The sequence below is a fragment of the Leptospiraceae bacterium genome (assembly GCA_025059995.1).
Lineage (GTDB): Bacteria > Spirochaetota > Leptospiria > Leptospirales > Leptonemataceae > SKYB61.
Genome location: JANXCF010000001.1, coordinates 197,742 through 211,484 on the forward strand (window position 1 = coordinate 197,742; position 13,743 = coordinate 211,484).

16 protein-coding genes and 1 tRNA gene are annotated in these 13,743 nt (G+C 28.9%); 9 read left to right on the top strand and 8 right to left on the bottom strand.

The genetic code is table 11. The features are described 5' to 3' along the window. Positions 1–37: 37 nt before the first annotated feature. Genes NZ853_00905 through NZ853_00915 form a run of 3 tightly spaced genes read left to right on the top strand, consistent with a single transcriptional unit; the run spans position 38 to position 2,413 of the window. A complete protein-coding gene (locus NZ853_00905; protein MCS7204237.1) occupies positions 38–778 on the top strand; it encodes a class I SAM-dependent methyltransferase in 741 nt (246 codons plus the stop codon). After that, positions 766–1,536, top strand: coding sequence for an AAA family ATPase (locus NZ853_00910; protein ID MCS7204238.1), 771 nt, complete (start codon positions 766–768; stop codon positions 1,534–1,536). Before NZ853_00905 ends, NZ853_00910 begins: the two co-directional genes overlap by 13 nt. A gap of 1 nt (position 1,537) precedes the next feature. Beyond that, the gene (locus NZ853_00915; protein ID MCS7204239.1) at positions 1,538–2,413 is read left to right on the top strand and encodes a ParB/RepB/Spo0J family partition protein; all 876 of its coding nucleotides are present in this window, start codon (positions 1,538–1,540) and stop codon (positions 2,411–2,413) included. Positions 2,414–2,521: 108 nt separating this feature from the next. On the opposite strand, the gene NZ853_00920 is transcribed toward NZ853_00915, so the two are convergent. Beyond that, a complete protein-coding gene (locus NZ853_00920; protein MCS7204240.1) occupies positions 2,522–3,112 on the bottom strand; it encodes a hypothetical protein in 591 nt (196 codons plus the stop codon). 15 nt (positions 3,113–3,127) lie between these two features. Here NZ853_00920 and NZ853_00925 point away from each other — a divergent pair, with 15 nt between their 5' ends. The 5 genes from NZ853_00925 to NZ853_00945 all read left to right on the top strand — a co-directional run bounded on the left by NZ853_00925 (position 3,128) and on the right by NZ853_00945 (position 6,740). Beyond that, positions 3,128–3,832 carry an ABC transporter permease gene (locus tag NZ853_00925; protein ID MCS7204241.1) on the top strand — a complete coding sequence of 235 codons (705 nt, stop codon included), beginning with the start codon at positions 3,128–3,130 and terminating at the stop codon, positions 3,830–3,832. Between the two features lie 5 nt (positions 3,833–3,837). After that, positions 3,838–4,509 carry a cytochrome c biogenesis protein gene (locus NZ853_00930; GenBank protein MCS7204242.1) on the top strand — a complete coding sequence of 224 codons (672 nt, stop codon included), beginning with the start codon at positions 3,838–3,840 and terminating at the stop codon, positions 4,507–4,509. Positions 4,510–4,519: 10 nt separating this feature from the next. After that, positions 4,520–4,960, top strand: a complete 441-nt coding sequence (locus NZ853_00935; protein MCS7204243.1) for a hypothetical protein — start codon at positions 4,520–4,522, stop codon at positions 4,958–4,960. After that, the gene (locus tag NZ853_00940) at positions 4,960–5,775 is read left to right on the top strand and encodes a hypothetical protein (GenBank protein MCS7204244.1); all 816 of its coding nucleotides are present in this window, start codon (positions 4,960–4,962) and stop codon (positions 5,773–5,775) included. Before NZ853_00935 ends, NZ853_00940 begins: the two co-directional genes overlap by 1 nt. Positions 5,776–6,017: 242 nt before the next feature. Continuing rightward, positions 6,018–6,740, top strand: coding sequence for a hypothetical protein (locus NZ853_00945; GenBank protein MCS7204245.1), 723 nt, complete (start codon positions 6,018–6,020; stop codon positions 6,738–6,740). Here NZ853_00945 and NZ853_00950 read toward each other — a convergent pair. From NZ853_00950 to NZ853_00970, 5 genes are all read right to left on the bottom strand, one after another. Further along, entirely contained in the window at positions 6,707–8,443 is a 1,737-nt protein-coding gene (locus tag NZ853_00950) for a DUF115 domain-containing protein (protein ID MCS7204246.1), read from the bottom strand. The genes NZ853_00945 and NZ853_00950 overlap by 34 nt on opposite strands. Beyond that, positions 8,400–9,191: an ATP-binding cassette domain-containing protein gene (locus tag NZ853_00955; GenBank protein ID MCS7204247.1), complete on the bottom strand. Its 792-nt coding sequence runs from the start codon at positions 9,189–9,191 to the stop codon at positions 8,400–8,402. The genes NZ853_00950 and NZ853_00955 overlap by 44 nt, the downstream gene beginning before the upstream one ends. Before the next feature lies 1 nt (position 9,192). Next, a complete protein-coding gene (locus NZ853_00960) occupies positions 9,193–10,620 on the bottom strand; it encodes a phosphoglucosamine mutase (GenBank protein ID MCS7204248.1) in 1,428 nt (475 codons plus the stop codon). Positions 10,621–10,692: 72 nt separating this feature from the next. After that, positions 10,693–11,574: a hypothetical protein gene (locus tag NZ853_00965; protein MCS7204249.1), complete on the bottom strand. Its 882-nt coding sequence runs from the start codon at positions 11,572–11,574 to the stop codon at positions 10,693–10,695. Continuing rightward, positions 11,561–12,556: a hypothetical protein gene (locus NZ853_00970; GenBank protein ID MCS7204250.1), complete on the bottom strand. Its 996-nt coding sequence runs from the start codon at positions 12,554–12,556 to the stop codon at positions 11,561–11,563. The genes NZ853_00965 and NZ853_00970 overlap by 14 nt, the downstream gene beginning before the upstream one ends. Positions 12,557–12,661: 105 nt before the next feature. Between NZ853_00970 and NZ853_00975 the strand changes: the two genes are divergently transcribed. Then, a complete protein-coding gene (locus NZ853_00975; GenBank protein MCS7204251.1) occupies positions 12,662–13,009 on the top strand; it encodes an STAS domain-containing protein in 348 nt (115 codons plus the stop codon). On the opposite strand, the gene NZ853_00980 is transcribed toward NZ853_00975, so the two are convergent. Then, complete coding sequence (locus NZ853_00980) at positions 13,010–13,501, bottom strand: chemotaxis protein CheX (protein ID MCS7204252.1); 492 nt, start codon at positions 13,499–13,501, stop codon at positions 13,010–13,012. Between the two features lie 123 nt (positions 13,502–13,624). Continuing rightward, positions 13,625–13,698, bottom strand: a tRNA-Ile gene (locus tag NZ853_00985). Between the last annotated feature and the right edge of the window lie 45 nt (positions 13,699–13,743).

The window sequence follows — 13,743 nt, forward strand, 5'->3', positions numbered from 1 at the left end:
TGTTTTTCAAAGTGACAATAAAATATAATCTAAGCATATGGATTTTTATACTGATTTGTTGAGGCAATTTGAGATTCTAAAATATGATTGTGATTTTACTTATATAAATCGAGTCATAGAGAAATTTGAATACAACTTAGTAAACGACTTCTATAATTTTTTATTTGAGAATTCAAAAAGGGGTATCTTCTTCTCTAAAAATGATATAGAAAAAATAGCAATACGACATGTATACGAATGCATGGTATACATAAGTATTTTAGTAGAAGGGAATTACGTTTCACATGAAACGCGAGTATTAGATGTTGGAAGTGGTGCTGGTTTGCCTGGTTATTTGTTTTATTGTTTAATTGAGAAACCTAAGGAAGTAATTTTATTAGATGCCTCAAAAAGAAAGTTGAGTTTGTTGGAAAATTTCTGTTCAGAAAAAAATGCTTATAGAATAAAATTTATTTATAGAAGAATAGAAGAAACTGATTTAAAAGCAAATGTTGTTGTAACAAGAGCTTTAATACCTTTCCCTTTTAACGCAGTTTTAGTAAGGCATGCTTTTGAAAATTTTTTGGGAATTTTTGCTGGAAGATTAGATATTTCTAGTAAAGAAATTGATTACTTAAGAGAGAATAATTTAATGATAGATGAAATTAAAACCATTCCATCGCTCGAGTTTCTTGGTGAGAGAAAGCTGATTCTTATTTCACATTTAGATAAACGAAAAAAAATGAAACCTGTTCAATGGAAAAATCTTTTAAGAGAGATGGAAAAATGGCGTATATAATAGCAATAGCAAATCAGAAAGGTGGAGTAGGAAAAACAACTTCCACGATCAACATATCATCTTATTTAGGAAGGATAGGAAAAAACATATTAATAGTGGATATGGATCCACAAGGAAATTCTTCATCTGGATTAGGAATAGAAGTTCACAAATTAGAAAGAACTATCTATGAAGTTTTGATAAATGAAATCTCAATTTATGAATGTATCTTGACTACAAAGGAGATGAATGTCTCGATTTTACCAGCAAATATGAACTTAGCTGGATTAGAAATAGATTTATTAGAGTCTGAAAATAAATATAAAAGTTTAAAAAATTTATTAAATCAAGTAAGAGAGAAGTATGATTATATTCTTATTGATTGTCCGCCTAATCTGGGGATTTTAACAATCAATGCTCTATGTGCGGCTGATGGAGTATTAATACCACTTCAAACAGAATATTACGCACTGGAAGGGATAACTCAATTGATAAAAGTAATCCGTAGAGTCCAAATATCTTTAAATCCCTCTCTAATATTAGTTGGGGTATTGCTTACAATGTTTGATCAAAGGACAAATTTATCTAAGATGGTAGTTGATGATGTACGTAACCATTTTAAAGATAAAGTATTTGATGTCATTATACCAAGAAATGTAAAGCTATCAGAAGCTCCATCATTTGGTAAAAGCATTTTTACTTATGCACCTGATAGTTTAGGAGCAGAAGCTTATGAGAAAGCTGCGTTAGAGTTAATAACAAGAACAAAAGGAGGGTAAAATGGAGAAAAGGAAATCTTTAGGGAAGGGTTTAGCAAATTTGTTACCAGAGATAACATCTATTCAAGATGGTGTTATCTCTGAGTATCAATACATAGATGTAGATAGTATAATTCCGAATCCTGACCAGCCAAGAAAAAAGATAAACGAGTTAGAATTAGAAGGACTTGCTGAAACTATAAAGAATGTAGGAATTATTGAACCCATCATTGTCAGAAAAAAAGATGAAGGTTATGTGATTATCTCAGGAGAAAGACGTTGGAGAGCGGCAAAAATGGCAGGATTTAAAAAAATTCCAGCTATAATCAAAAATGACTTGGATGAAATAAAAAGTTTAGAAATGGCAATTATAGAAAATATACAGAGAGAGGACTTGACTCCAATAGAGGAAGCTAAAGCTTATGAAAAGCTAATTGAATTAACAAAATGGAATATCAAACAAGTAGCAGAAAAAGTTGGTAAGGATAGGTCTACGGTTTCAAATTTACTTAGACTATTAAAACTACCAGAAGAAATTCAGGATTTAGTAAATGAAAAGAAAATCACTGCAGGTCAAGTTCGTCCCTTACTTTCTATAGCGGACAAGAAAATGATGATTCAATTAGCTCAAAAAATAATAAATGAAGATTGGAGTGCAAGAAAAGTTGAAGAAGAAGTGGCAAAACTTACTGACCCAAAGAATAAAAGAAGTAAAAAAGAAAATTTTAAAGATCCCACCCTTATCAAAATAGAAAGCAAACTTCGAGCTAAATTTACTACAAAGGTTGAGATACAACATCAGAATAGTGGTTCTGGTAAAATAGTCATACATTATGCAAACTTAGATGAATTTGATCGAATACTTGAATTATTAGGAATTCCATACTCTGATTTTTAAGTTTAGGAAATTTTTTTCAGATCATAAAAAAGATTTAGAAAATCCAAAATTATATGAGAACTGAATTTTTATACAGAGAATTTAAATATAAAGCTGGTTTATAGTTTATTAACGAAGTCTATGTCTTATCTTCAAACTTGGAATTAGAATAAAAATAATAAAATTCAAATTTCCAAACAAAATACTCAAAATAGGAAGGATAGAACCTGAACTTAATGAAAATGAAATGGCTTGAAATACAATTAACAAAACAGTTATTATTCCTATCCACTTCATCTTTATCGGAATTAAAAAGAAAAATAAAATTTCCATATCAGGGTATAAATACGCTAATGCAAAAAATATAGATAAATAGACGAAATAGGCATCAATAGGATAAAAAAAGGTTCCTATGATAATAAAAAGATATCCCGAAAAGACATAAAGATTGAATTTTGGTGAACCCATTTCTTGTTCTAATGTGTTTCCGAAAGTCCAAAAAACGTAAAGAAAAAAGATCAAGGAAAGTAAATCTTTTGTTATACGAAAAGGAAAAAGAAATATCTGCCACCATAAGTCAGTAAAAAGTAGTTGAATTTGAAAAGCAGGATATGATATATTAAGTATGATATCTAATATATTAACTAATGCTATAGTAAACGTTAGAATATTGGTTAAATTTGAAATTGTAAATTTTTCCCATCTTAGATTTCTGTCCATAATGTCTATGTAATTATGAAAATTCCTTTGTCAATTCAGTATTTTTTGAGTGCTGTTGTATGGGAGTTTAAACATCAATTGAAATCATTACAAATAATTTTGGTTTTGTTCTTCTACGGAATATATTTAGCTGTTTTGTATTATTATTCTTTAAAAAGTGAAATTTTTCTGGAGAAGAAGAATTATTGGGGTTTACTTTTTCTCTCTGTGTTTTTTATGGTAATATTAATGACCGGAAAATCTTTACAAAGAGAGAAAGAAGCAGGAGCATACAAAATCCAACTAATGAGTCCTATGCCTAGATCAATTTTTTATATTGCAAAAATTGCCATAAAAGCTTTGCTAATTTTCCTCATTTTGATGTTTTACCAACTAATATATAAAATTCTGCTCGTTGGACAGTTAGAATATGAACAGAATGAAATGATTTTCTTTTTACTTCTTTTTCCATACATTTTGAATCTGATTTCAATTGGCGAATTGATCAGTTTGATGTCTTCGGGTAATCGTATGAGGGAATTAGTTCTTCCAGCAATTTTCTTCCCTGTTTCAGTACCAGTTTTCATCATTTACACTAGTGTTTTGAATAAATTCGTTGATGACATAAATATTGTTTACTTTATAGACTATAAAATTTTGACTTTACCATTGGTTGTTTTGCTTATATATATCCTAACAGGAATTTTCATATACACTAACTTGAGTGTTGAAGAAGGATAATAAAGGTGAGAGTTAGAAAGGAATTTTTTTTTTATCTAAATGTTGCTTTTTCATTTATCCTCATTCCAGTAACCATATTGTCACTTACTTATCCTCCGGTGATTGTTTCCCAAGGTCAAGCTCATAGGATTTTTTATATCCATGTTCCAGTAGCTTGGGTAGCAATGTATTCACCATTTATCGGTGTAATCTCAGCTATTTTGTATTTAATAAAAAGAAAGTCGCTGTATGATATTGTCGTTGTTTCCTCAATGAGGACTGCATTTATATTTTCTTTAGGAGTTATTATTTCTGGACCCATCTGGGCTTCTACAGAATGGGGAACATATTGGAATTGGAAAGATCCTAGGTTGATGAGCTTTTTTATCTTAGCCTTAGCAATTAGTAGTTTCTTTATTGTGAGAACGTTTACTGATAATCCAATGAAGAGAGGAACCTATAGCGCTATAATGACCATCTTCTCAGCTCTTGCATCAATACTTACGTGGTTTTCAATTAGAATTTTAACTCCTGATACTCATCCAGGACCAGTTTTACATACATTATCAAAAGAAATTGAAATCACGTTTTGGATTTCGGTTTTTGGATATCATTTTTTCTTTTGGGTGATTTTTTATATAACTTATCAACATGAAAAAATTAAAGAAATTTATAAAAATTTAATGATATCAGATTAGGAGATTTTTAATGAATAAAATTATAATTTTTATGGTATTAATTCTCATGCCGATCAAGATAATAACTGGCAATGACTTAAATGCAGCCAAATTAGAAGAGAAACTTCAAGCAATTATAAATTCGAATATAGAAAAGCGCAAGGAAATTATAGAAACACTTACAAAAGAAGATGTAGAAAGTTTAATAAGTTATATACGATACAAGTACATTTCAAAAGAAAAAGAATTAGAAATTATATTTTCTTTGTATGATCAGCTTGCGAATATCAAGGCTATAGAATTATCACAAAAGCGTCTTAATCGTTTACTAATTGTAATATTCCTGACGTTGGTTCTTTTTTCCTTTTATTTATCATACATATTAGTATCTCAAAAAAAGATACTCAAACGGCTCGAAACTGAAATTGAAAAAAAAACAATACAAACAACAACAGAAATATTTCGTGGATAATGTATTATTTTGATAGCTTAAAACATAATTTTGTAGAAGTCGGAAAAACAATTGAGTTCCCTTCTGTTTCTTTAATAAACTTTGATATTGAAGAGGCATTTCAGATTTATCAGATTCTAGTTGAGAATTTTCCTAATTTTGATCAAAATTTTCAAGTTGTGAATCAGGAATTCATTTTAGGACAAAAAAAGTATTATGCATTCTTAAAAATTGAGCCTTTCTACGATGAATACTTGGGATTAGAGCTACGTATTTTAGCATCTTATTCTGGAGGAGCTACAAATGATGAGATCTTAAAAAATGCAACTCAGAACTACTCTCCTTCGTTTCGAACAAATAAAATATATTACCAACTATTTCTTTTCTGTTTTATAGATTACAAAATTCTTAGAATGAAAGGTTACTCACTTATAACAGAAATTAGATCAAAAAATTTAGACATAGTGAAAAACTACGTTATTCCTGATACGGAACAACGATATGAACGTTGGATAGTAAGTTTGTTTGATGAAGTTGATTTATCAGATTTAACAAAAAAATTTGAAATGAAGATACCATATGAGTGGAAAGCAAAAATATGGAAAAAACCATTTACCATAGAAAGAGCCACTTTAGCATTAAATCTCGTGAGTATCCAACAATTTAATTTTATAAAAGAAGATTTTTATTTTTTTGTTAAGGACTTATACAAAAAAGAGAAATTTGAGTCAATAGCGTTTCAAGAATATTTTACGAACTGGGCATTTGTTCAAACGACAAGTAGAAGTGGAAACATCCAATGGAAATTTACAAAAATTCCATTCTTATCACTTTAAAAATAATATTTTTAAGTTTTTCTCTTAGTAAATGCAAGTCCATTGAAATTCAACAAATGCAACATTGTCAAAGTCAAAAAATACAATCTATTATAGATAGCATAAAGATAAGTGAAAATCAATGGTTAGCAATTCAAATGAATCCTTTTTTGAAGGACTATAGAAATGAATTCTTGAATCAATCGAAAATATATTTGATAGAATTGAAAAAATCTTCATTTGAATATACAGAGATACCTATAATGAACAGAGATGATTATCCACTAAAACCTGTTTCAATTGCTTACGACAATAAAAAGAAGGAAATTTTTTTACTTAATATTGCATTAAAAACACAACGTTCGATTGAAATTTATGAGTTAAAAAATAAGAGCTTGATTTATAAAAATCGATTTAGAAGTCCCAAGTTTAAAAATCTCATATCAATTACAATTTTTAAGGATCAAATGGTGGGTTTGAACTATAATGGATTTTCTATCTTTTTTTGGCGAAAGGGAGTGCTATTTATAAAAAAAGACTCAAAGGGGTTTGAATACATTTTAGAGAAAGCAAGATATGCAACGAAATTGAAAGCAATAAATGATAAATTATTTGTGGTTGTTCCGAAAGAAAAGAAAATATTAATGTTTGATGAAAATTTCAATTTCTATAGACAACTCAATTTTGATGAATATCCATTGGATATTGAGTTCTTTATGGATAATTATTTAATAAGTTTGTCAAAAAAATATTTAAATGTTTTTGAGGGGCTAGAAGTAGATGAGATTAAAAGCTTAGATACTTATTTTTACATAATATCAAGAAATGATTTAGATTATAAAGAAAGCTTTCGTAAAAATGAGTCTTTCATAAAAAAATTGAAATTACGGAATTTTTATTCTCATTCCTTCTTCTCTTATCAATCAATGAAGTTGAATTTATTTCTACATCACTATTCTTTGTCATCGATTATATGTGAAATATGAAGAGATTTATAAACTTTTTTTACTAACTTTCTTAAACCTATCTGTATTTTCTCATAAATTTCTTTTGAAATCTGAATATTTTCTTTGAAGGTATTTGTTGTTAAATTGTTTAGGGGTTCATTTATAATAATCATCTGAAGTTCTTCATATGATTTCAATTTTTCTTCTAGAATGTGAATCTCTTGTAATTTTTCAAAGGTAAGTTTTTCTTTTATTGATAAAATTTTATTAATATTACTAATAATTTTATCCATTTCGATTAAATTTTTTATGATTTTGTAATATGTTTTTTTCAAATTATCTTTTTTCTTTTGTTTAATTTCTTCTATAGATGATTTAATGAATGATTTATTGATCAACTGATGAAAGCCATTTTCATTGAAGATATACTGAAAATTTTGGATAATGCATCCATTTCCATAAAGGACATAGATGTTTTTATCTTTATATGAATGATAGTTTTTTTCAAACCAGTTTTTAAAGATTAAAAGTTTGTCATTAGTAAGTACGATTTGATTTTGGTGATTAAAACAAAATTTTTTTGTTAATGCTCGAGTTTGCTTGAAGTTAAAAAACTCAAAGCTATGAGTGCGATTGGTTTTAAAAAGATGTCGCATATCGACTAACGAAAATTTGGTATGAATCAAGTTTTTCGGAAAACTCAAATCCAAACCACAAAAGAAAATAGGATTGGCTCCCATCAAGCTAGCTAAATCCAAAGCGATCGTTGCAACTGACCCACCACTTTTTAATTCTATAACTTTTTCTGAAAAAGCTTTGTCTAATAGATATGAAACAAAAGGTAGTAAGTTACTAAAAATTACAACTTTTTTTTGATAATTTATTCTTTTTATCAATTGATAATATGTGGTGGGGTCAATAATGAAGGTTGATTCTAAACCCGTATATTTTTCTAAATACAAGTAATTAATACTTTGTGCATCGACGCTCAAAATGAAATCAGGAATAATTTGATTTTTTACCAATGTATTCAAAGCCGTATCAACACTGAGAATCCAGAAATGTTCTTTGTATTTTTTTATGATGGGAATCCATTCATCAAGTGAAGGACCTCCTGCAACAATCAACAGGGTTTGATTCGCTATAATGTTTTTTAAAACATTTATGGGGTATACTTTATTAATAAACAAAAGATTTTTAAAAAAATTTGAAATCCATAAATCTTCGAATTTATTTAGAGTATTTAGATTTACTTGGAAATAAAATTTTTTTTTGTAAAATAAATCTATTAAAACATAATCATTTTTATCTAAATAAGATTTCAAAAAAAATATTTCATAGTTTAGGATTGACTCATTTAGTTTTTTTATGTATTCTAAATTAAATTCTGAATGAATAAATATTCTTTTATTTTGTATGTCGTAAAAATTAAGAATAGTTTTTGAAAGTCTTTCTATAGCAGCATTTCGAATTTTTTCTATGGGTTCAAACCAAATTAACTTTAAAGAAGTTTTTTCAATAAACTCATCAATAATAAAGCCTAAGCCTATTTTAAAAAATATTATGTTTTCTTTTTTTTCATTAATATTTTTGATAAAGTGTTCAAACTGACGTTTGGCTTCAACTCCAGGATTTATGCTGTGAATAAATTTACCTTGAAATTTAACGTTTATAGGTAAATCATTTTTGTAAATAATTTCAACTTCTTTTAGATTTGATGATTGCATAGTATCGATTTTCATGATATTGAATATCAAGTGGAAGTTCGTAGAGTTCAGATAAATTTTCAGATGTCAAAGTATCTTTGATATTTCCATATCGAAAAATTCTACCGTTCTTCATTAAAATGCTTTTTGAAACAAACGAAGGTATTTCTTCAATGCGATGAAGAACAATGATAATAAATGATGTATATTTTGAAATTTCGTAGAGTAGTTCTTCAAATTCTATTCTTCCTTTTATATCTAAATTTTCAAAAGGCTCGTCTAAGATTAGAATTTTAGGATTTTTGACTATACTTCGTAAAAGGAGTGTTCGATATTTCTCACCTGTGGATAAGGTATGAAAGCTTTTGTAATAATGTTTTTCCTGTAGGCTTGGAAGATATTTCTTTAAAAGTTCTATGGCTAAATCTATTTGGTGAGGTTTAGCTTCTGTATAGTACCCCAGTTGTTGATAAAACCCTGTGCATATGGTTTCTAAAACACTCATTTTGGGATGAAATGCTAAAATCCAGTCTGCAATTTTGGGCAAGAAAATACCCATTTGATCTTTAAACAATGGTGGAGTTGTTAATACTTGGTTTTCTTTAATGATGCATTTTCCCTTTGATGGCCATTCATGACCTGATAGAATATTGAGTAATGTTGTTTTTCCAGAACCATTCGGTCCTAAAATTACGTAATGGTTTTGATCTAAAGAAATGTTGATATTATCTAACAAAATCTGATTTTGGCGAACAAAGAAAATGTTTAGAAAATGAATCTCCATTTTAAAGTTCAGCTTGAGTGTATTTTTTTGATATGTAATTTTTTATTTCTTGTAATTCTTTTTTTGTGTTTGCTTCAAAAATGATTCGTATAATAGGTTCAGTATTACTCAATCGGACATGAATCCAACTATCATCTTTAAACTCAAAAAAGTAGCCATCTTCTTTTGAAAAATTTTTCAATTCTTTACTGGGATAGTTACCTACGAATTCTTTTATTTCCTCAACAATTTTATCTTTTTTATCAAATTCATATGGAATTTTTAGTTTTTCAATATGTATATCAGGTAAAATATTAAGCAGTTCATCGATAGTATTAGCATTTTTTTCAGCCATAGCTGATAAAACATAAGCAACGCCAACCAATGAATCTCGACCTTTGGATGGAATACTTAAATCAATCGCACCACCGTTACCTTCTCCTCCAAATTGGGATTTCAGTTCTCTCATTTTTTTTACAACATTGGCTTCACCAACGGGTGCTCGATAAACTTGATGTCCATCGACTGAAGCAATTTTTTCTAAAGCCTTAGATGTCGAATAATTAATTACAAATTTCGAATTTTTTTGAAGTTGCATTTTTTTTCCTAAATAAGCTAATGGTAATGTGTATTCTTCATTCAATGCTTTTTTAGTGGGTGAACCAATCACAAGTCTATCTCCATCAGGATCCAGCGCAAATCCTACACTAGCTTTAGTTTTTTGCAGCATAGAACTGAATTTTGATAGTGCTTTTGGGGTAGGTTCTGGTGGTCTTTGAAAAGTTTTTGATCGCTTATCATGTATAGAAATCACTCGGCATTTTAGAATTTCTAATAATTTTGGGAGAACATAAATACCACTTGCATTTACAGGATCAATAAGCACCGTATATGATTGTTTTTGGATTTGTTCTAAGTTAGGTAGTTTCTCTATGATGGATTGAATGTGAGCTTCTATTCCATTGAAATCAAGTTGTTCATCATACAAAATTTCTTTTGGTTTTGGTTTTTTTGAAAAATTTATAAATAAATTTAAATAATCTTCATTCTCAAAAAAATCGCCTCCTTTTTTTAAGAACTTAATACCATTCCATTCAGAAGGGTTATGACTTGCGGTGATAATAATTCCTCCATCGGCTTTGGAAAGGTTGCATGTTGCTTTGATAGTAGGGGTGGGCGCTATGCCAACATTAATGATTCTTTTTCCATAAAAATATAAGATTCCCTCAATAAAAGAACTGAGAAGGAGTGAACTTCCTCTGCCGTCGTTTCCTAAAACGATCGTAGTTCCTGATGTTAAAACATATGTCTCAATTAACTTTAAAATCATATTTAAGTTGAGCCCTTCTGGTAATTTTGCTCGAATCCCGGAAATCGAAATCATTAGATTTCCTTTTTTAATTTGCTCAAGAAAATCAAAATCTAAATGTTCATGAATTTCTTTGATCATAATGAGATTTTTTTAGTAGAAAACTCAGTGACAAGAAATTATAATATCTAAATCTAATTTGAATGGGTTCTGCTACAATTTGTTTTGAAAAATTAAATCTAAAGGTGAAATCAATAAAAATTGAATTCTTTTTGCTGAGCTTGGTTTTGAGAAAAGGTAAAGTTTTAATAGAATGCCTCCATTATACTCAAGGAATGCCAATTGAAAGGTAGTGTTTTTATTATCTTGTAAAGTTAGTCGTTCCAAAACTTTGCCTTTTTCTATAAGAATAATATAGTAGGATTTCCGTGATGGTAAGATTTCGAAAATGGAAACTTCCTCAAAAAAGTTCCGATTTAGTAAAAATTGATAATTAATTTTTTTTACTAATGAGTTACATTGGTATTTCTTCAGATGCAAATGAACAATGGGATCTTGGATTTCGCAGATATAATACGATGTACTCTCATCAACAGTAAAAACCAAATTTTCAGGAAAGCGCTCATAGGCTTCTTTTCTCCAAAAGGCGTTCCTTTCTGGGTCTATACGATTTAACCTTTCAATCCTACTTTGCTTAGAGTCGAGTTTCTTAGCTATGATTTCTGTTCTAAACTTTTCATATTCTTGATTCTGTAAATCCGAACGTTGTTTGTGGTTGATGATAGCTTGTTTTATTGGTAAAAATGATTGATACTTGTTTTGATATTCCTCTTCTTCTTTTTTTGATATATCTTTATATTGATTGATCATTTCTATTTCTTCTTTTGTAACTAATTGGGGTTTAACTGATTCGCTGATTGTGTCTGTGATTTCGCTTCTCTTTTCAGTTTCTTTTGATTCTATACTTTCGTTTGTAATTTTAATTTTATCTTCAGATACTACTACTTGTGATTTATTTGAATTATTCGGATGAAGTGTATTACAATGGAATAATAAAATGAGTAATATTAACAGAAATGATTTAGTAAGACTCATAACGAGAAAGAAGTTTTTGAGCTCTTTCTTTTAAGAATGAATTTTCAGAAATTTGTAAAGTTTGTTTTTTTAGTTCTTGTAAATTTTTTTGTGAGGGTTCTTTCTCTGCTTTAATGAGAAGGATAAATAGTTTTTGCATAGGTTCATTGGGCAGATGATGAATATACTCTTCTAAATTATAAGCTACTTCTTCATATCCACTTCGGTATAAAGAATACATAGCGAGTGCTAATTGTTTTTCATAATCTCTAACAGTGGGGGAGTAATTCGCTGCTGTAAGAAAGTAGGGTATGGCATCAAGCATATTGCGTTCTCTTTTGATTTTCCCCAACAAATAAAGAATTTTTTCTTTATATGTAGGACTTAGTTCATTTTGATAATCGGTACTAACTTCTAACAAAAGATTTTCTGCCTTTGAGAGTTTGTTTTTTTCAATGAAATAATTAGCTAAAAATAATTTGGTATCTATAGGGTTATTGGGAAACTGATCATTTACTAATTCTTCTAAAAGATCTTCATTTGTGTCTGAATAAAAATCTAAAATTTCTTGTTTGAGAATAGGATTGATTGTTTTGAATAGTCTTTTAACATCTTTTAAAGAATTTTGTTTAATGGCATTGTATAGCTGTAAGAATTCATCTTTATTTATCTTTGCATAGTAGTTCATTTCCTCGAAAAATTTTTTTTCTGCTGAGGAACGGTTGGGAATTTGAGACAATATTTGCCAAGCTTTGATGAATTGTTTTTTCTCCAAGTAAATAAAATACAACCTCCACATCGCTGTTCTTTTTAAATCTTGAGGAAGTCCCATTTGTATAGCTTGATTGTAATATTCGATTGATTGATTAGGATTTTCTTTCTCGAGGTCGTAAGCTCTCTCAAAAAGAGAAATTGCTGGATTGGATGAAGGATTTTGTGATTTTAGTTGAAAAGTAGTAAGCAATAAGATTATCAAAAATAAGAGCTTTGAATTTTTCCTCATTAGACTCAATTTTTCTTTTTGTAAAGAAATATCAAATCAAAAATGAATTGATTTTTCATATTAATGTAATTAAAAAGGAAATGAAAAAAGCCACAAGGAAATTTTATGGAAATCGTGATCCATCGGAAAGATAATCGTTTCGTTTTCCAATTAGATGGAAGTTTGGACATTTACACATCTTTAGATTTAAAAAGTTCTTTAGAGGAAAACATAAAAGAATCCAATGTAGATGTTTGCATTGACTTAGACAAATTAAACTACATTGACTCGAGTGGGATTGGTATTCTAATCAAGTCTTTGAATTATATCCAGAGTTTAAATGGGAATATGTGTGTGGCAAATTTGAAACCATCAATAGAAAAAATTTTTAAAGTGAGTGGATTGACTACATATTTCGAAATCATCAACCGTGATGAATTTGAATCCCGCTATCGAGACGTAATGAAGAAATGATTATTTTTCTAATAAGAAAATGAAATTAGTCCTACCGAGAAAAGAGGAGTGTTTGAAAGCATCGAAAATCAAAGTGTATTGTCTGAATTGAGAAAAATCGACATAAAAAACCTTGTGGTTGTATAACTCTGGTGGTTGAATTTGAAATTCAATATTTGCATACGAAAATTCTTGAGATAAAAGAGAAGCAATTTGGTTCAAGGTTTCTAATAATAAAGAATTAGCCATACCTTTTTGAAACATATCGTAGTAGTAATGTTTACTCAAATGAGGAAGTAGCTTGAGCTTAGTAGCTCCGTCCATTCCGAAAAAAAGTCTCCCATTGACTCTACCATAAAAAAGTGTATAAGAACAAAACTCATAACAAATACCTTCATTCATGGAAGGTCCGAATGCTTCTCTCTTTAGAATGACATCATAGTTTTCTAAAAAATATTCAGGAACGATTTGCGATAAAACTACGATCAATTTTTCGTCTAGTAGTGGATCCATAATTTAGATTATGAACTCAATTTGAACCTAAAACAGATTAAGGTTTACTAAAGTTTTCCTTTTTAAAAAAAGGTTTCTTGTATGGTAAGAATTTTACGGATTTTGACTTCATTTTGTTTTATTTGGGCCAGGGTAGATTCGAACTACCGACCCCTTCCTTATCAGAGAAGTGCTCTAACCGACTGAGCTACTGGCCCTCTTACTAAACATGTTTTTTTTTAGATATAATTTGTCAATCTTGT

Bases quoted from the DNA above. Each gene is read 5' to 3' on its own strand.
- NZ853_00915 (MCS7204239.1), top strand. From the start codon at position 1,538: ATGGAGAAAAGGAAATCTTTAGGGAAGGGTTTAGCAAATTTGTTACCA.
- NZ853_00965 (MCS7204249.1), bottom strand. From the start codon at position 11,574: ATGAGTCTTACTAAATCATTTCTGTTAATATTACTCATTTTATTATTC.
- NZ853_00920 (MCS7204240.1), bottom strand. From the start codon at position 3,112: ATGGACAGAAATCTAAGATGGGAAAAATTTACAATTTCAAATTTAACC.
- NZ853_00950 (MCS7204246.1), bottom strand. From the start codon at position 8,443: ATGAAAATCGATACTATGCAATCATCAAATCTAAAAGAAGTTGAAATT.
- NZ853_00910 (MCS7204238.1), top strand. From the start codon at position 766: ATGGCGTATATAATAGCAATAGCAAATCAGAAAGGTGGAGTAGGAAAA.
- NZ853_00975 (MCS7204251.1), top strand. From the start codon at position 12,662: ATGGAAATCGTGATCCATCGGAAAGATAATCGTTTCGTTTTCCAATTA.
- NZ853_00940 (MCS7204244.1), top strand. From the start codon at position 4,960: ATGTATTATTTTGATAGCTTAAAACATAATTTTGTAGAAGTCGGAAAA.
- NZ853_00925 (MCS7204241.1), top strand. From the start codon at position 3,128: ATGAAAATTCCTTTGTCAATTCAGTATTTTTTGAGTGCTGTTGTATGG.
- NZ853_00980 (MCS7204252.1), bottom strand. From the start codon at position 13,501: ATGGATCCACTACTAGACGAAAAATTGATCGTAGTTTTATCGCAAATC.
- NZ853_00955 (MCS7204247.1), bottom strand. From the start codon at position 9,191: ATGGAGATTCATTTTCTAAACATTTTCTTTGTTCGCCAAAATCAGATT.
- NZ853_00905 (MCS7204237.1), top strand. From the start codon at position 38: ATGGATTTTTATACTGATTTGTTGAGGCAATTTGAGATTCTAAAATAT.
- NZ853_00945 (MCS7204245.1), top strand. From the start codon at position 6,018: ATGAACAGAGATGATTATCCACTAAAACCTGTTTCAATTGCTTACGAC.
- NZ853_00935 (MCS7204243.1), top strand. From the start codon at position 4,520: ATGAATAAAATTATAATTTTTATGGTATTAATTCTCATGCCGATCAAG.
- NZ853_00970 (MCS7204250.1), bottom strand. From the start codon at position 12,556: ATGAGGAAAAATTCAAAGCTCTTATTTTTGATAATCTTATTGCTTACT.
- NZ853_00960 (MCS7204248.1), bottom strand. From the start codon at position 10,620: ATGATCAAAGAAATTCATGAACATTTAGATTTTGATTTTCTTGAGCAA.